The sequence below is a fragment of the Rhodococcus sp. 24CO genome, assembly GCF_050586165.1.
Lineage (GTDB): Bacteria > Actinomycetota > Actinomycetes > Mycobacteriales > Mycobacteriaceae > Rhodococcus_F.
On the sequence record NZ_JAZFNF010000009.1, the window covers coordinates 48,737 to 66,220 of the forward strand.

At 62.5% G+C, this 17,484-nt stretch carries 15 protein-coding genes and 2 tRNA genes; 11 read left to right on the forward strand and 6 right to left on the reverse strand.

Annotation, left to right across the window (positions count from 1 at the left end; all coding sequences use genetic code 11):
- The first annotated feature begins 137 nt into the window (after positions 1 to 137).
- From V2B23_RS22565 to V2B23_RS22575, 3 genes are all read left to right on the forward strand, one after another.
- Positions 138 to 827 carry an HNH endonuclease gene (locus tag V2B23_RS22565; RefSeq protein WP_430952374.1) on the forward strand — a complete coding sequence of 230 codons (690 nt, stop codon included), beginning with the start codon at positions 138 to 140 and terminating at the stop codon, positions 825 to 827.
- 82 nt (positions 828 to 909) lie between these two features.
- Entirely contained in the window at positions 910 to 1,173 is a 264-nt protein-coding gene (gene ctaJ / locus V2B23_RS22570; RefSeq protein ID WP_033233164.1) for an aa3-type cytochrome oxidase subunit CtaJ, read from the forward strand.
- Positions 1,160 to 1,639 (forward strand): DUF5130 family protein, encoded by a 480-nt coding sequence (locus V2B23_RS22575; RefSeq protein ID WP_033232840.1) that lies wholly within the window; start codon positions 1,160 to 1,162, stop codon positions 1,637 to 1,639. Before ctaJ ends, V2B23_RS22575 begins: the two co-directional genes overlap by 14 nt.
- Before the next feature lie 67 nt (positions 1,640 to 1,706).
- Here the strand turns inward: V2B23_RS22575 and pepN are convergent, their stop codons facing one another.
- The gene (gene pepN / locus V2B23_RS22580; protein WP_430952375.1) at positions 1,707 to 4,286 is read right to left on the reverse strand and encodes an aminopeptidase N; all 2,580 of its coding nucleotides are present in this window, start codon (positions 4,284 to 4,286) and stop codon (positions 1,707 to 1,709) included.
- Between the two features lie 57 nt (positions 4,287 to 4,343).
- Entirely contained in the window at positions 4,344 to 5,588 is a 1,245-nt protein-coding gene (locus V2B23_RS22585; protein ID WP_430952376.1) for an NAD(P)/FAD-dependent oxidoreductase, read from the reverse strand.
- 154 nt (positions 5,589 to 5,742) lie between these two features.
- Here V2B23_RS22585 and V2B23_RS22590 point away from each other — a divergent pair, with 154 nt between their 5' ends.
- Genes V2B23_RS22590 through V2B23_RS22600 form a run of 3 tightly spaced genes read left to right on the forward strand, consistent with a single transcriptional unit; the run spans position 5,743 to position 7,717 of the window.
- Entirely contained in the window at positions 5,743 to 6,372 is a 630-nt protein-coding gene (locus V2B23_RS22590; protein WP_430952600.1) for a DsbA family protein, read from the forward strand.
- A 58-nt stretch (positions 6,373 to 6,430) separates the two neighbouring features.
- Positions 6,431 to 6,904, forward strand: coding sequence for a ribose-5-phosphate isomerase (locus V2B23_RS22595; protein WP_033232848.1), 474 nt, complete (start codon positions 6,431 to 6,433; stop codon positions 6,902 to 6,904).
- Positions 6,905 to 6,919: 15 nt separating this feature from the next.
- Positions 6,920 to 7,717, forward strand: coding sequence for an Fpg/Nei family DNA glycosylase (locus V2B23_RS22600; protein WP_430952377.1), 798 nt, complete (start codon positions 6,920 to 6,922; stop codon positions 7,715 to 7,717).
- On the opposite strand, the gene V2B23_RS22605 is transcribed toward V2B23_RS22600, so the two are convergent.
- Positions 7,714 to 8,442 (reverse strand): DUF1542 domain-containing protein, encoded by a 729-nt coding sequence (locus V2B23_RS22605; RefSeq protein WP_430952601.1) that lies wholly within the window; start codon positions 8,440 to 8,442, stop codon positions 7,714 to 7,716. The two genes, V2B23_RS22600 and V2B23_RS22605, sit on opposite strands and share 4 nt — an antisense overlap.
- A gap of 164 nt (positions 8,443 to 8,606) precedes the next feature.
- Positions 8,607 to 8,680: transfer RNA gene (locus tag V2B23_RS22610), tRNA-Gly, on the reverse strand.
- Between the two features lie 317 nt (positions 8,681 to 8,997).
- Between V2B23_RS22610 and V2B23_RS22615 the strand changes: the two genes are divergently transcribed.
- The 5 genes from V2B23_RS22615 (at position 8,998) to clpX (ending at position 13,596) form a co-directional block, all read left to right on the forward strand.
- Positions 8,998 to 9,071: transfer RNA gene (locus V2B23_RS22615), tRNA-Pro, on the forward strand.
- 127 nt (positions 9,072 to 9,198) lie between these two features.
- Positions 9,199 to 10,572, forward strand: a complete 1,374-nt coding sequence (tig, locus tag V2B23_RS22620) for a trigger factor (RefSeq protein WP_430952378.1) — start codon at positions 9,199 to 9,201, stop codon at positions 10,570 to 10,572.
- Positions 10,573 to 10,772: 200 nt separating this feature from the next.
- Positions 10,773 to 11,360: an ATP-dependent Clp protease proteolytic subunit gene (locus V2B23_RS22625; protein ID WP_430952379.1), complete on the forward strand. Its 588-nt coding sequence runs from the start codon at positions 10,773 to 10,775 to the stop codon at positions 11,358 to 11,360.
- 48 nt (positions 11,361 to 11,408) lie between these two features.
- A complete protein-coding gene (locus V2B23_RS22630) occupies positions 11,409 to 12,071 on the forward strand; it encodes an ATP-dependent Clp protease proteolytic subunit (protein WP_033232858.1) in 663 nt (220 codons plus the stop codon).
- A gap of 244 nt (positions 12,072 to 12,315) precedes the next feature.
- The gene (gene clpX / locus V2B23_RS22635) at positions 12,316 to 13,596 is read left to right on the forward strand and encodes an ATP-dependent Clp protease ATP-binding subunit ClpX (RefSeq protein ID WP_033232860.1); all 1,281 of its coding nucleotides are present in this window, start codon (positions 12,316 to 12,318) and stop codon (positions 13,594 to 13,596) included.
- Between the two features lie 85 nt (positions 13,597 to 13,681).
- Here the strand turns inward: clpX and V2B23_RS22640 are convergent, their stop codons facing one another.
- Complete coding sequence (locus V2B23_RS22640; RefSeq protein WP_430952380.1) at positions 13,682 to 15,022, reverse strand: MFS transporter; 1,341 nt, start codon at positions 15,020 to 15,022, stop codon at positions 13,682 to 13,684.
- Positions 15,023 to 15,227: 205 nt separating this feature from the next.
- Positions 15,228 to 17,450, reverse strand: a complete 2,223-nt coding sequence (locus V2B23_RS22645) for a glycoside hydrolase family 3 C-terminal domain-containing protein (RefSeq protein ID WP_430952381.1) — start codon at positions 17,448 to 17,450, stop codon at positions 15,228 to 15,230.
- Positions 17,451 to 17,484 lie beyond the last annotated feature (34 nt).

The window sequence follows — 17,484 nt, forward strand, 5'->3', positions numbered from 1 at the left end:
CGGGCGTGGTCGGTTTCCGGGTCGACTGGAGGTCCGTTCACCCGAAATTCACCGGCAATCCGAGCAATTTTGTGCGAAATGGGAGTGCGTAACCGGAAAATCCGTGGTCAACTTGGGGGCAGTCTCCCGGAGGTCGTATGAAGAACCGACACGCTGCACGAAATCACCGACAACTTCAGCCCGCTGGCGGCCGTGGTGCCATCGCTCGCGCAGACGCGCGGCATGAGCACGCGTCAGGGGCTGTTCTGGAAGTTGTTCCTGACGGATTCGGTCATGCTGCCGAATTCGCCACGGATCACGTGGTCCCCGAGTGGATCAAACGCCGAGTGCTACTACTCAATGTCACCTACGAACCACTGACTGCCCTGCCGGCACGACGGGCCGTGGTCTTGATGGCCTGCGGCAAAGCCGACACCGTTCACGAAGACGAATTCGGACCGATAGTCCACTCTGCGGACTGGTCGGTCCAGGTGCCGTCGGTCATTCGCCTACGAACTTATGTGCGCGTCCCGTACCGCGCCCGCATCCCCATGACCCGCGCGGCACTGATGCATCGTGACCATTTCCGATGCGCGTACTGCGGCGCAAAAGCCGAGACCATCGACCACGTTGTCCCGCGCAGTCGCGGCGGCGGGCATTCGTGGGAGAACTGCGTGGCGTGCTGCGCGCCGTGCAACCATCGCAAAGCGGACAAGATGCTCAGTGAACTGGGGTGGACATTGCGCGCGGAATTGGTTCCGCCCTCCGGTCCGCACTGGCGATTGCTGGCCGCAACCAAGGAACTTCACCCGTCGTGGGTGCCCTATCTCGGTGTCGGTGCTGCCTGACTCGAACTGCCCGAAACAATTGCCTCGATAATTTGTGGCCCTGACGCTGTCCTTCCTGGCGTTCTGGGCTACGTTATCTGGTGTGAGCATTCTCGAGGTAGTACTGATATACGTTGGGATCCCGGCCCTGATCACCGCCTTCTTCGCGGGTGCGTCCTTCCTCGGGAAGAAGACGCCGGGTCCGGTTCCGCCGGCGTTCCATCTGGGTGAGTCGTGGGATCACGCCCCCATCCTGTGGAGTGCTGTCGACGAAGTGACCGTTCGCGGCGGTCACCACGGCAGCGCACACGCGATCGAAGCCGGCTCGGCTGACCTGATTGGAGGAACCGCAAGTGGCAAGTGGTGATCACTCGACAGCGGTCGCAGTAGCGCCCGAAAACCTGCCCGTCGGCAGCGTCATCACGACCAGTGGCCGTATCTCCGGCGTGCATCGTGTGGGGGAGCCGTTCGTTGACGACCTTCCGTTCACGACCAAAGACCTGGTTGCCCTCGACGTCGCACTGACCGAGGCCACCCGTTCCACCAAGGTGCGTTTCAACGCGTACGTCGGCGATTTGGGCGCAGACCCGGCCGCCGGTGCCGACGCACTGTTCCCGACCACACCTGAGGCGGAGCGTTCGGTTCTCATCGCCGTATCGCCCAACCAGCGCGTCGTCGAGGTCCGCAGTGGCCGCGTCGTTGCCGATCGGGTCACCGATCGGGTTGCACAGCTCGGTGCCACCGCAGCGGTGAGCTCGATCAGCGAAGGAAACCTGATCGACGGACTGATCAGCGGAATCCGTGTCATGGCAGCAGCAATCTCTGCGCCGTAGTTCGTAGTCCTTGCAGTAAGGCCGGTGCCCGCCTCGATTTTCTCGAGGCGGGCGCCGGCCTTTTGTATCAGCTGGCGTCGAACTTTCGGGCGGTGAGCGATCGAACTACACCGGCCTGGCCCTCCACGACAAGGCGACGCAGCGCGGGAGGAATGTCACCTTCGAGGAAACGATCAGCCGCTGCGACGGATTCTTCACTGACCGACCACGACGGATACAGACCGACGACGACGGTCTGCGCCACCTCACTCGAGCGGCGTTCCCACACGCCGGCGATGTCGTCGAAGTAGCGCGAGACAAACGGTTCGAGGAGATCGTCCTGTCCTTCTCGGGCGAAACCACCGATGATGGACCGCGCCGTGATGTTGGGTACCGAATCGTCGCCGACCACCTTTGCCCACACCTGCTCCTTCACCGCAGCTTGCGGTCGACCGGCAGCTGCGGCAGCGGCCTGTCTGGCACCTGCAGCAGTCGGGTCGCGCTTGGCCTCGGCGTCGATGAACGGGGTCTCGAGACCCTCGGCATCCACCTCGCCGGCCGCGGCGAGAGCTCCGACAATGCGCCAACGCAGATCGGTGTCGACAACCAGACCGTCGAGGCCGACGGTCGCGGGGTCGGCGTCGAGCAACTCGCTCAGGACCTCGGTGTGCCACGGGGAGAGCGCAACTCCGGTGAGCGCGTTGACAAATGCGAGTTGGTGATCGGAACCGGCCTCGGCTTCGCGGGCAAGTTCGAGGAGCCGGTTGGCGAAGTCCGCCCAACCTTCGGCTGCGGCCCAGACCGGATCGGCGTAGCTTCCGATGGCGGTCTGTGCTTGGAGCAGGAGGCGCTGAACCACACCGACCTCGGTCTCGGCGCTGATGCCGCGCTGAATCAGCGCGACAAAATCGCGGGCCTTGAGTTCGGCCTGACGGGTCATCTCCCACGCTGCGGACCAGACCAGAGTGCGGGGGAGTGATTCGGCGATGTCGCCTACGCGGTCGATTGCCGTTGAGAGGGACTGCGGATCGAGTCGCACCGAGCAGTACGTGAGATCGTCGTCGTTGAGCAGAATCAATTGACCGCGATGAACTCCGAGAAGCTCAGGAACATCAGTGGTTTCGGCGGCGTCGAGATCGAGTTCGACGCGGCGGCTCCGCACGAGCTTGCCGTCGACGTCGTCGTAGATGCCGATCGCGATGCGATGAACACGTCGCTCACCGGCGCCGGGGGCTGCGCCGTCCTGCAGCACGGCAAAACGGGTGAACTTTCCGTCTGCGTCGACGTCGAAGTCGGGACGCAGGATGTTGAGGCCCGTGGTCTTGAGCCACTGGGTTCCCCAGTCGGAAAGGTCGCGGCCGGAGGACTTTTCGAGAGCGCTGAGGAGGTCGTCGAAGGTGGCGTTGCCAAATGCGTGCTCACGGAAGTACTCACGCAGTCCCGCGAGGAAGGGGTCGAGGCCGACGTAGGCCACCAATTGCTTGAGAACGCTGGCGCCCTTGGCGTACGTGATGCCGTCGAAGTTGACCTCGACTGCCGCCAGGTCCGGAATGTCGGCCGCGATGGGGTGGGTGGACGGCAACTGGTCCTGACGATAAGCCCACGACTTCTCGACGTTGGCAAAGGTTGTCCAGGCGTTCTTGTACTCGGTGGCTTCGGTCTGGCAGAGCACAGACGCGAAAGTTGCAAAGGATTCGTTGAGCCACAGATCGTCCCACCACGTCATGGTGACGAGGTCGCCGAACCACATGTGGGCCATTTCGTGAAGCACGGTTTCGGAACGACGCTCGTACGAGTAGCGAGTGACCTTGGACCGGAAGACGTAGTCCTCCAGGAACGTCACCGCTCCTGCGTTCTCCATAGCGCCGGCGTTGAATTCCGGGACGAACAACTGGTCGTACTTCCCGAAGGCATACGGCACACCGAAGTTGCGGTGGTAGAAATCGAAGCCCTGCTTGGTTTCGGTGAACAGGCGCTCTTCGTCCATGAACTCGGCAAGCGAAGCGCGGCAGAAGATTCCGAGGGGGATGTTGCCGTGCTCGTCGGAGTAGTTGTCGGTCCACTCGGCGTACGGGCCGGCGATGAGCGCCACGAGGTACGTGCTCATCTTCGGTGTTGTGCGGAAGATGTGCTTGCCGGGATCGGCGGCAAGTGTCGGCGCGGCGGCGGAGTTGGAGATGACCTTCCAGGAGGTCGGCGCAGCGACGCGGACATCGAACGTGGCCTTGAGATCCGGCTGATCGAAACACGCGAACATGCGCTTGGCGTCGGCGGTCTCGAACTGCGAGTACAGGTAGACGGCGCTGTCCGTCGGGTCGACGAAGCGGTGCAGGCCCTCCCCGGTGTGCGAGTACACACAGTCGGCCTCGACGACCAGTTCGTTGCTCGCGGCGAGGTCCGTCAAGGCGATTCCGGTGGCCTCGTCATAGGCGGAGATGTCGATCGGGGTGCCGTTGAGCACTGCGGAATGAACTCGGGCAGCGATGATGTCGATGAAACTGCTCGAGCCTGCGGTGGCCGAGAAGGTCACGGTGGTCTTGGAGAAGAACGTCTCCTCACCAGGGGCATCGCTGCCGTCGGTGAGATCGAGTTCGATCAGGTAGTTGTCGACGGTCAGTAGCGCTGACCGTTCTGCTGCCGTCTCGCGTGTCAGGTTCGGTGCGGCCACGAAGATCTCCTCGTTGATGGTGTGGATCCTTATGCGTCCATCCCATCACGGCGGGGACTACTTCGTGATCGCGGACGCTTCCGTCAGTGGAACCGACGGATCTGCCAGGCGCTTCGGATCCACGGGTGCACTCGATGCAACCAACTCCTTGATCGCGTCACCGGCGTCCCAGATGTTGACGTTCATGCCCGCCAGAACCTTGTTGTCGCCGTCGAGCCAGAAGGCCAGGAACTCGCGGTTGCCGACATCACCGCGGGTGACCACGGAGGCATAGCTGCCGTGGGGAGCGTGCCCGACGTACTCCATGCCGAGGTCGTACTGGTCGGTGAAGAAATACGGCATCCGCACGTACTCGGCCGGTTTGCCGAGCATGGTGTCCGCGGCTGTCGCCGGTTGGTTGAGAGCATTTGCCCAGTGCTCCACCCGGATTCGTGCGTTCAGGATGGGGTGCGTGGCCGCCGCGATATCGCCGATCGCCACGACGTCGGGGTCGCTGCTCTGCAGACCCGCGTCGACGAGGACTCCGCCGTCGACCTCGATTCCGGCGGCAGAAGCCAACTCGGTATTGGGGAGGGCGCCCACGGCGATCAGGACGGCGTCGGCGGGAACGACGCTGCCGTCCGCCAGGGTGACGCCCGAGGCCACCCCGTCGGTTACCGCGATGGACTTCACGTCGGTGCTCGTTCGTAGATCAACGCCGTTCGCGCGGTGCAGTGCGGCAAACACTTCGCCCATCTCCGGCCCCAGCGTTGCTTCGAGGGGAAGACTCGCATGTTCGAGGATTGTCACGTCGACGCCGAACCCGCGCGCCGACGCGGCGATTTCCAGGCCGATCCAACCGGCACCCACCACAACCAGTTTCTTGTCCGCGGCGAGAGTCTTCAGTAGCGACGACGCCTGGTCGATGGTGCGGATGTAGTGCACACCGTCGGCGTCGGCCCCCGGAATATCGAGGCGCCGAGAACGCGAACCGGTGGCCAGAGCCAGTTTGTCGTACGAGAGCGTGGAACCGTCGGGGAGAGTCACGGTGTGCGCGACGGGGTCGAAAGCGGTTGCGGTTGTTCCGGGCCGCAGGTCCACGTGCTGATCGCGGAACCATTCACCGTCGTGGACCGTGAATTCCGGGAGGGTCTTCTTGCCCGCAAAGTATTCCTTGGACAGCGGTGGACGCTCGTACGGCAGCTGGTCCTCTTCGCTCAGAAGGACGATGTCCCCCTCGAAATCTCGCTCCCGCAGGGCCTCCGCGGTTTTTGCTCCGGCCAAGCCGCCGCCGATGATGACGAATCTCCGATTTGCGCTCATGGTTGAACCACTCCTTCGCACTCGTGTTCTTTCGACATTACTGGTGAGAGAAGGTGGTTCGGGAGTATGTGGGAAGGATTGGTGGAGGATGATTGTTGCCATGGCGGGGTACGCAAATGTTCGTTCCCGCGAGGACCGTGACCGATAGGGAGTTATTTACGTGAGTGCAGTCGAGAACAAGAGTGCCGATCGAGCTGATTTCTGGTTCGATCCTCTGTGCCCGTGGTGCTGGATCACCTCGCGGTGGATCCTCGAAGCGCAGCAGGTGCGCAATATCGACGCGAAATTCCACGTCATGAGTCTGGCCGTCCTCAACGAAGGACGTGACCTGCCCGAGGAGTATCGCGAGATGATGACCAAGGCATGGGGACCGGTGCGCGTCGCGATCGCCGCTGCGAAGCTGAAGGGCGACGATATCCTGCTGCCGCTGTACACGGCCATGGGAACCAAGATTCACAACGAAGGCAACAAGGACTTTGCCGACGTCATCAAGCGTTCACTCGACGAGGTCGGCCTCCCGGCTGAACTTGCCGACGCAGCCGAGTCGACCGAGTACGACGAAGCCCTGCGTGAGAGCCATCATGAGGGCATGGACGCGGTTGGCCCCGACGTCGGAACTCCCACCATCCACGTCAACGGCGTTGCCTTCTTCGGCCCGGTTCTCTCGCGCATCCCGCGCGGCGAGGACGCCGGCCGAGTGTGGGACGGCGCAGTTGCGCTGGCGAGCTACCCGCACTTCTTCGAACTCAAGCGCACGCGCAACGAAGACCCCCAGTTCGACTGAGTCCAGCAGTGTGAGGGCCGGGTGCGCGCCGGGGGATGAGCCTGAGAGAATTGTCCCCATGCGCGTATACCTGGGTGCCGACCATGCCGGATTCGAACGTAAGAACGAGATCATCGAACATCTCACTGCCAATGGCCACGAGGCCATCGACTGTGGTGCACACGAGTACGACGCCGTGGACGACTACCCGGCATTCTGCATCGAGGCAGCCAAGCGGGTAGTCGCCGACGAGGGAAGCCTGGGCATCGTCCTCGGCGGAAGCGGTAACGGCGAGCAGATCGCCGCCAACAAGGTTCCCGGCGCCAGGTGCGCACTGGCATGGAGCGTCGAAACCGCCAAGCTGGCCCGCGAGCACAACAAGGCACAGCTCATCGGCATCGGTGGACGCATGCATTCCCTCGAGGAATCGCTGGCTATCGTCGACGCCTTCCTCGCCACCGAGTGGTCCGGCGAAGAGCGTCACCAGCGTCGCATCGACATCCTCTCGGAGTATGAGAAGACCGGCGTCGCACCGGCATTGCCGCAAGCCTGATCGAGAAGTAGTCCCGTGCCAGAAGGTCATACCCTGCATCGATTGGCACGGTTGCATGCCAAGAAGTTTGTCGGTTCACCAGTCCGCGTACTCAGCCCGCAAGGGCGATTCGCCACGGACGCGGCATTGGTGGACGGGCATGTACTCACGTCGTCGGATGCCTGGGGCAAACACCTCTGGCACACGTACGACAACGGTCTGATCGTCCACGTGCACCTCGGTTTGTACGGAAAGTTCACCGACAGCGCCCTCCCGATGGAAGAACCGGTGGGGCAGGTCCGGATGCGAATGGTCGGTGCCGGTTTCGGCACCGACCTTCGTGGTCCCACCGCCTGTGAAGTCCTGCTGCCGCCGCAGGTAGCCGCTATCGAAGCCAGACTCGGCCCCGATCCACTGCGCCGCGACGCCGACCCGCAGAAGGCGTGGGCGCGAATCTCGAAGTCCAAGACGGCAATCGGCGCATTGCTCATGGACCAGGCGGTGCTGGCCGGTGTGGGCAACGTCTACCGCGCCGAATTGCTGTTCCGCCACGGCATCAACCCTGAACGCCCCGGTAACCTCGTCACCCACGACGAATGGACTGCCATGTGGGCGGATCTCGTCGAACTCATGAAAGTCGGCGTGCGACGCGGAAAAATGCACGTCGTGCGCGCCGAGCACGACAACGGTGATCCGGCCTACGCCAAGGATCGTCCACGCACCTACGTGTACCGGCGCGCTGGATCACCCTGCCGGGTCTGCGGGGCACCGGTCCTGCATTCCGTCATGAAGGCACGAAACCTGTTCTGGTGCCCGGTGTGCCAGGCGGTCTAGAAGTCCATCCCGCCGAAGTCCATCCCGCCGCTGTCGCCGTAGCCGCTGTCACCTGAGTCGTAGCCCTGGTCGCCTTGGTCGTAGCCCTGATCGCCCGTATCACCTTGATCTGCGGCGCCCTGGTCCGCGCCGGGATCGCCACCCGCAGCGAAAGCCTCTGCGCCGTAAGGAACTCCGGCCATTCCCGAGAACATGGTCGAGAACAGCATCATCGAACCCAGTCCCCAGGCACCCGCGACGAGGGCGGGTTTCCACCACGGTTCGGAGTACCAACCGGCCGGAACGGGCCGGCCGGCAACGCGTCCGCCGGGGTAGTAGTTGGGGGTACGCGACGACGGGGTAGGCGATGCCGCGACCTTGCGGCCCTCGAACTCGACCTCCCGGGATTCGGTCACCGCGCCCGCGGCTTTCTGGCCGTCGATGGTGGGAACGTCGGGACCCGGATCCATTCCCATGGCGACTCGGGCCGCGCGAATGTAGTAAAGCCCTTCCAGCGCAGTCTGTTTCGCGAGTCGTGCTTGAACGGGTGTGGCGGCCTGATCGATCTGCGATCCCGCCGCGGTGTAGCGCTCGGCTGCGTCGGCCAGTGCTTGCCGTGACGGTTCGTCGGAGCCGGTGAGGTTGTACACCTGGCCGCCGAGACGCTCGATTGCCTGCCTGGCATCAGCTTTGGCGTCGTCGAGTTGCGTCGCACTGTGGGTGGAACCGCGTTGCTGGCTCTTCATGACCAGGAACACGACAACAGCCAGAACGACGAGGATGAGAAGAATCGTGGTCACGGGTGGCCTCCGAGCAGTATCGATCCGGACAACTCCAGGATACGGATCGCTGCAACAAAAAATCCGCACCGGCGAGGCCGGTGCGGATCTTTGTGGAAGTTTCCCTCCGATGGAGGGGATGACGGGAATCGAACCCGCGTGATCAGTTTGGAAGACTGAGGCTCTACCATTGAGCTACATCCCCGTGCACACGCGAACTCGGGATCGCCGTGTTCGTCGTCTGCGATTCGAAACTGTACCCAATGCGTGTGCGGATTTCATAATCGGGGGGTCGAAAGCGCTCTCACCAGGGGAAATCTCCGGCGAGTGTTGGTGGTTCACCGTTTGGTGGTGGCCCGGCCGGAGTTTCGACCTGGATGCAGGCTGCACGTGCTTACGGCTATCCGTGTACAAATGGTGGGCGGGTTCGTGAGAGAGTAGTGAGCGCGATAAGGTTTGGCGCAGTCGCAAGTACGCGGCTGTTTTCGCGAGCGTGTTCGTAAGAAGCATGTTTGCGAGTAACGGGATGTAGCGCAGCTTGGTAGCGCATCCGCTTTGGGAGCGGAGGGTCGCAGGTTCAAATCCTGTCATCCCGACAAGTACGTATACGAGACTCCACTACTGCACACGCAGGAGTGGAGTGTCGTGCAAGACCACACGAGCAAGACCGAATACCTGCAGTAAGCCAGTTATGAGCAAGACCAGACGAAGGAGCGAAGTTTCGTGAAGAGCACCGTCGAGCAGCTCAGCCCGACGCGAGTCCGTATCAACGTTGAGGTGCCCTTCGCGGAACTCAAGCCTGATTTCGACAAGGCCTACAAGGCCCTCGCGCAGCAGATTCGTCTCCCAGGCTTCCGTCCGGGCAAGGCCCCGGCCCGCCTCCTCGAGGCACGCGTCGGTCGCGCCGCTGTGCTCGAGCAGGTCATCAACGACGCTCTGCCGTCGCGTTACTCCGAGGCTGTCACCAGCGCCGGCGTGAAGGCCCTCGGCCAGCCCGAGATCGAGGTCACGAAGCTCGAAGACGGCGACGTCCTCGAATTCGCCGCCGAGGTCGACGTGCGCCCCGAGATCGAACTCCCGGATTTCAGCTCCATCAACGTCACGGTCGATCCGATCGAGATCACCGATGAGGCCATTGAAGAGCAGCTGCTCTCGCTGCGTCAGCGTTTCGGCACCCTCACGGGCGTCGACCGCGCAGTCGAGGACGGCGACTTCGTCTCCATCGACCTGTCGGCCACCGTCGACGGCGAGAACGTTGCCGAGGCTACGGCCAGCGGACTGTCGCACGAGGTCGGTTCGGGCCAGCTCATCGAGGGCCTCGACGAAGCCATCATCGGCCTGAAGGCGGGGGAGTCCAAGGACTTCACGTCGACTCTGGTCGCCGGTGACTTCGCAGGCAAGGAAGCCGTTGTCACCGTGACCGTGCAGACGGTCAAGGAGCGCGAGCTTCCGGATGAGGACGACGAGTTCGCTCAGCTCGCCAGCGAGTTCGACACCCTCGACGAACTGAAGGCTGACCTCCGCGAGCGCGTCGGACGCGTCCGCAAGGTCGAGCAGGCCGGTCAGATCCGCGACAAGGTTCTCGAGCAGCTGCTCGAGACCGTCGAGGTTCCGCTCCCCGAGGCCATCGTCAAGGCTGAGGTCGATGCTGCACTGCACGACGCCGTTCACGGTCTCGATCACGACGAAGAGGCTCTGAACAAGGCTCTCGAAGAGCAGGGCAGCAGCCGCGAAGAGTTCGACAAGGACACGTTGGAGGCCGCTGAGCGCTCCGTCAAGACGCAGCTCCTGCTCGACTCCATCGCCGACGCCAACGACGTCACCGTCGGCCAGGACGAGCTCACCGAGCGCATCCTGTTCCAGGCGCAGCGCTACGGCATGGCTCCTGAGCAGTTCATCCAGCAGATCCAGCAGGCCAACCAGCTCGGTGCGATGTTCGCCGATGTCCGTCGCGGCAAGGCTCTCGCAGCCGTCGTCGAGGCTGCCGGCGTCACCGACAGCAGCGGCGCTGCTGTCGACACCGCTGAGCTTTTCGGTAACGGCAAGGATGACGAGGACGCAGAGGCGTCTGATTCTGCCGAGAGCGAAGACAAGTAAAGAAGCAGGTTATCGGGTGTTTTCACCGCGATTGACTGCAATGAGTTTTCCGCTTTGAGCGAAGTAGGGCGGCACCGGGACTCCGGTGCCGCCCTACTTGGTTAGTGTCTGTGTCAGCAATTCATATTTGGTAAAGAAGATCCACATAGAAGGCAGGTACCGTGACTTCCAATCACCTGGAGACTTTGCAGAGTCCCGCCATGACTTCATCCACCGCTGGGTTGAACCTCAGCGACTCGGTGTACGAGCGCTTGCTCCGTGAGCGCATTATTTTCCTCGGTACCCAGGTCGACGACGACATCGCAAACAAGCTGTGCGCGCAGATCCTGCTTCTCTCGGCCGAGGACCCGACGCGAGACATCTCGCTCTACATCAACTCGCCTGGTGGATCCGTCACCGCCGGTATGGCGATTTTCGACACCATGCAGTTCGCGGAGTGCGACATCGCCACCTTCGGCATGGGTCTCGCCGCGTCGATGGGGCAGTTCCTGCTCTCCGCCGGTACCAAGGGCAAGCGTTACGCCCTGCCGCACGCCCGCATCATGATGCACCAGCCGTCCGCCGGTATCGGTGGTAGCGCCAGCGACATCGCGATCATGGCCGAGCAGTTCAAGCACACCAAGCGTGAAATGGCCGAGCTGATCGCCCAGCACACCGGTCAGACAGTCGAGCAGATCACCGCTGACTCGGATCGTGACCGTTGGTTCACGGCGAAGGAAGCCCTCGAGTACGGCTTCGTCGACCATGTCGTCTCTCGTGCGAATCAGGCCGGCGGCACCGGCAACTGAGTCGGTTGATCCGTCCAATCGCTGCCCAATTCATACTTTGGAGAACTGATGACAAACCTTTTCGGAGCTAACTCGCTGGGCGGCCAGGCGCCGTCGGGCCCGCAGTCGCGCTACATCCTGCCCCAGTTCACGGAGCAGACCAGCTACGGCGTCAAGACGTCCGACCCGTACAACAAGCTGTTCGAGGAGCGCATCATCTTCCTCGGCTCGCAGGTCGACGACGTGTCCGCGAACGACCTCATGGCGCAGCTGTTGGTTCTGGAATCGCAGGATCCGGACCGCGACATCACGATGTACATCAACTCGCCCGGCGGTTCGTTCACTGCGCTGATGGCGATCTACGACACGATGCAGTACGTGCGTGCAGACATCTCCACCGTCTGCCTCGGCCAGGCCGCGTCGGCTGCTGCCGTTCTGCTCGCCGGCGGTACGCCGGGTAAGCGTTTTGCGCTCCCCAACTCGCGCATCCTGATTCACCAGCCGGCCACCGGCGGGATCCAGGGCCAGGTTTCCGATCTGGAGATCCAGGCAGCCGAGATCGAGCGTATGCGTCGTCTCATGGAGAACACGTTGGCTCTGCACACCGGCAAGGATCCGCAGACGATCCGCGTCGACACCGATCGTGACAAGATCCTCACGGCCGAGCAGGCCAAGGAATACGGCATCATCGACGACGTTTTGGCGTACCGGAAGCTCAGCGCACAGAAGTAGTCGATTTCCGCCTCGTGTCGACCACCGATATTCGGTGCGCGATGCGAGGCGGATCGGTCGGGAAGTAGCAGGTGGAAGACGTGCCTGAACCATTTCCCCGACAATATTCTTGATAATCCGTCGACGAATCGCCGACAACAGGTCGACCGTGGTTCGGAACAACGGGTACCGTCACATCACGGGCTGGTTCTGGATCTGCGTTCTGGCGAGTGCACGTACATGAAGGAAGTAGGGACCTCACGAGATGGCACGCATCGGCGACGGCGGGGATCTGCTCAAGTGTTCTTTCTGCGGTAAGAGCCAGAAGCAGGTCAAGAAACTCATTGCAGGACCCGGGGTGTACATCTGCGACGAGTGCATCGACCTCTGCAACGAGATCATCGAAGAAGAACTGGCCGAGTCAAGCGAGGTCAAACTCGACGAGCTGCCGAAGCCCGCGGAAATCCGCGATTTCCTCGAGAACTACGTCATCGGTCAGGACTCCGCCAAGCGGACGCTCGCAGTGGCTGTGTACAACCACTACAAGCGTATTCAGGCCGGCGACAAGGGCCGCGATGCCCGCGGTGAAACCGTCGAACTCGCAAAATCCAACATCTTGATGCTCGGCCCCACCGGCTGCGGTAAGACGTATCTCGCGCAGACCTTGGCGAAGATGCTCAACGTTCCGTTCGCGATTGCGGACGCAACGGCCCTGACCGAGGCGGGTTACGTCGGTGAAGACGTCGAGAACATTCTGCTCAAGCTGATTCAAGCTGCGGATTACGACGTCAAGCGCGCCGAGACCGGCATCATCTACATTGACGAGGTCGACAAGATCGCTCGCAAGAGCGAGAACCCGTCGATCACCCGGGACGTCTCCGGCGAAGGTGTTCAGCAGGCTCTGCTCAAGATTCTCGAAGGCACGCAGGCCAGCGTTCCGCCGCAGGGTGGACGTAAGCATCCGCATCAGGAATTCATCCAGATCGACACCACGAACGTGCTGTTCATCGTTGCCGGTGCGTTTGCCGGCCTCGAGCGCATCGTGTCCGATCGGGTGGGCAAGCGCGGTATCGGTTTTGGTGCCGAGGTTCGCTCCAAGGCAGAACTCGACACAGTCGACCGTTTTGCCGAGGTCATGCCGGAAGATCTGATCAAGTTCGGTCTGATTCCCGAGTTCATCGGCCGTCTGCCGATGATCGCGTCGGTCACCAACCTCGACAAGGCGTCGCTCGTCCAGATTCTGTCCGAGCCCAAGAACGCTCTGGTGAAGCAGTACCGACGACTGTTCGACATGGACGGCGTCGAACTCGAGTTCACCGAGGAAGCCCTCGACGCGATTGCGGATCAGGCCATCCTCCGTGGCACCGGAGCCCGTGGGCTGCGCGCCATCATGGAAGAAGTCCTTCTCCCCGTGATGTACGACATCCCCAGTCGCGACGATGTCGAGAAGGTTGTGGTGACTGCCGAGACCGTCATCGACAATGTTCTGCCGACTATCGTCCCGCGCAAGCCTGAGCGCGGCGAACGCCGCGACAAGACGGCTTAACATCAAATCAGGCTTTACGTCAAAACAACTGTGGCCCGGCATCTCTCGCGAGATACCGGGCCACAGTCATATGTGGGGTGTTCGGCTAGATCGGGTTGCCGAGTTCCTTGAGCGGCGTGCGGAAGGTTTCCTTGGCGGTGAAGGCGGAGATCGCACAGATGACGCAGGCGACGGATGTCAGAATTGCGACGGGCATCCAGTGGGTCTTGTCGCCGCCCATCAGAGCGTTGCCGATAGCGGGTGCAAATCCGGCTAGTGCAAATCCGACCTGGGTTCCGATCGCGATGCCGGAGTAGCGAACCTTGGTGTTGAACATCTCGGAGTAGAACGACGGCCAGATGGCGTTGGGTGCCGCGTAGAAGACGGACATCAATCCGATGGCGGCAAGGAAGATGAGCGGAACGTTGCCGCTGGCGATCGCGCCGAAGTAGACGTAGATGAAGACTGCGCTGCCCAGTGCGCCACCGATGAAGAGCGGTCGACGGCCGATTCGGTCGGACAACATCGCCCAGGCAGGCTGGCTGATCAGTGCAACAGCGTTTGCGGCAATGGCAACCCACAGCATCGTGGACTTGGGGATTCCCACTTCTTCAGTGGTAGCGAAGGCAAGACCGAACACGGAGAAGATGGTCGACACGACGGCGATGAAGGCGCAGCAGATGACGCGGACCAGGTTTGCGCTGTGTGTGCGAAGCAGGTCGGCGACGGGGAGCTTGGCAACGGCCTTGGATTCCTGCTGCTCGATGAACTCTTCGGGCTCTTCGAGCTTGAGTCGCATGATGTAGGCGGCAATGAGAACGATCAGGCTGCCCCAGAACGGGATTCGCCAGCCCCAGGTGTAGAGAATGTCGTCGGGCAGTGCGGCGATGGGGAGAAATACCAGGCTGGCGAGGATGAATCCGGCTTGAGTGCCGTTGAGCGTCCAGCTGCAGAAGAAGGCGCGTCGACCTTCCGGTGCGTGTTCGAGAGTGAGTGAGCTCGCGCCACTCTGCTCGCCGGCTGCGGAGATGCCCTGAGCGATGCGCATCAGCACGAGCAGTATCGGAGCGAACACTCCGATCGAGTCGGCGCTCGGGATACACCCGATGAAGAAGGTGGCCGCGCCCATCATGATGAGTGTCAGCAGCATGATCTTCTTGCGTCCGACGCGGTCGCCGAAGTGTCCGAGGACCACGTCGCCGACGGGTCGCGCGACGTAGGCAACTCCGAATGTCGCGAGGGAGAGCAGTGCCGCGTGCCCGCTGTCGGGGAAGAAGACCGTCGGGAAGATGAGTGCGGCGGCTGATGCGTAGATGTAGAAGTCGTAGTACTCGAGCATGCTGCCGAGGAACGACGACGTAGCGGCGCGTTTCACCTTGGTGGTGTCTGTTGTGGGCAAGTGCCCTGCCTCAGGTCCCGACGGTGGTGTAACCGTACTAGCTGACATGCTCATCTCCTGGTGGAAGCGAAAGTGGAGGGCTCTACATCCGCTACGTGGTGTTCGGCGTACTTGTTCGTACTCTGAACGTTTGTGCGGAGAGCGATACACAGAATGTAACTGACGCCACACCGACTACACAAGATTATTAACCAAATAGTTCATAAAAATCTAGCTACGCTTCGGTTGGTTGTTAAAACCCCAGTTCAGAGAGTTATGGTTGAGGCTGCTGTGTGGCCGCGACCAGTTCGGCGACTTGCTCCTCTGTGATGCCCAGGCCGAAGGCCGCGAGTTTGCCGAGCGGCATGGAGCCGGCCATGGCCATCAGTTCGGGCGCTATCGGCGGGGAATCTTCGGTGGCGGCAGCGGCCATCGCAGCGCCGAGTACTGCGCCTCCGACCGGATGTGCGAACCACTCGGCGATGGTCGACATCGAGTTCAGCGGGCGAACGCCGATGTTTCCCGGCAGGGTGATCCTGTCGGTGGTTGCGATATCGCGTGAGGAGAAGCCGACGCGAACGTCGTAGTCACCGGCTTCGACGGCCCAGTCCTGGTCCCGGGCGGACCAGTAGGCAAATGCGCGCGGGTCGAGTGTGATCGTCGTGGTTGTCGATTCCCCGGGTTCGAGGTGGACCTTGGCAAAGCCCTTCAGCTCTTGAGCGGGGCGGTCGACGGCAGAGCTCGCGTCATGGACGTACACCTGGACAACCGTGCTACCGGCTCGATCACCGGAGTTGAGTACGGTCACCGCAACCTCGGCAGAGTTTTCGCCGGCGACGACGGCGGTATCGGTGACGGCAAAGGTGGTGTAGCTGCGCCCGAAGCCGAAGGGGTAGGCAACGTCGTGGTCCACGGAGTCGTAGTAGCGATATCCCACATACAGCCCTTCCCCGTATCGGACGTGTTGCGCGGATCCCGGGAAGTGAAGGTATGACGGGTTGTCTTGCAGCCGAAGGGGAATCGTCTCGGTGAGGTGGCCGGACGGGTTGACGAGGCCGAACAGGATGTCGGCGATCGCGGAGCCGCCGCCCTGGCCGAGAAGCCATCCTTCGAGGATGGCGGCGGCGTACGTGCGCCACGGGTTGATCGACACGACGCCACCGTTGGACAGGACGACGACGGTGTTCGGATTGGCGCTGTGCACTGCTTTCAGCAGGGCGATCTGGTCGGCGGGCAGGTCGATGTCCGAGCGGTCGAACCCCTCGGATTCGGTGGCTGACGGCAGGCCGAGGAAGAGGATGGCGACGTCCGACCTGCGGGCAGCGTCGACGGCTTCGGTGACTTTGTCTCGATCTGGGCTGCCGTCGAAGGTGAATCCCGGAGCGAAGGTCACGCGGTCGGAACCCGCGATGGCCAGGATTGCGTCCAGCGCGTTGTCGAGGGTGGTCGGTACCACCTGCGAACTGCCGGCGCCCTGGTACCGCGGACTGCACGCGAACTCGCCGATGACGGCGACGGTCTGCCCTCCCGGCGTCAGGGGGAGGAGCTCTCCGTCGTTCTCGAGGAGGACCGCGGATTCGGTGGCAGCGGTCCGGGCAAGCTCGTGGTGACGTGCAGCGTCGTAGGTGTGGCCCTCGATCCGAGCGCCGGCGGTACGGCCGACCAGCGTCGCCACGCGCTCGGCAGCTGTGGTCACGATGGATTCGTCAAGGTCGCCGCTGCGTACGGCGTCGACGATCCGTCCGTCGGTGCCCGAGGGCGGCATCTCCAGATCCAGGCCGGCGGCAATCGCCGCAACCCGGTCGTTCACGGCTCCCCAATCGGAGACGACAAGGCCGTCGAATCCCCACTGCTCGCGCAGAACTTCGGTGAGCAGCCAATGGTTCTGGCTCGCGTAGACGCCGTTGATCTTGTTGTACGAGCACATCACCGTGGTGGGCGCTGCCATGGTGACCGCGTACTCGAATCCCGCGAGGTAGATCTCTCGCAGGGTTCGCTCGTCGATATCGGCGCTGACCCGCATGCGGTCGTGTTCTTGGTTATTGGCGGCAAAATGCTTGAGCGACGTGCCGACCCCGCGGGACTGAATGCCGGTGATCAGTGCGGCGGCCACTCGGCCGGATACGAAGGGATCCTCGGAGACGTACTCGAAGTTCCGGCCGCACAAGGGGGATCGTTTGATGTTGATGCCGGGGCCGAGAAGGACCGAGACCTGCTCGGCTTTGGCCTCGTCGCCCAGCGCTTCGCCGACGCGGCGGATGAGGTCGAGATTCCAGGACGAACCGAGTCCGACGGCCGGCGGAAAACACGTGGCCGGGATGCTCTGGCCGAGTCCGAGCGCGTCACCGCCTTCGGGTTGTTTACGAACGCCGTGAGGGCCGTCGGTCAAGAGTATCGACGGAATTCCGGCGACTGCCTGGCTGTGCCAGAAATCCGATCCCGAGGTCAAGGAAGCCTTGTCCTCGAGTGAAAGTCCGTGCGCGCTGTTGTCGGTCACGTGTGTCCTCCCTGGTAGCAAGTGCTTCGAAGTC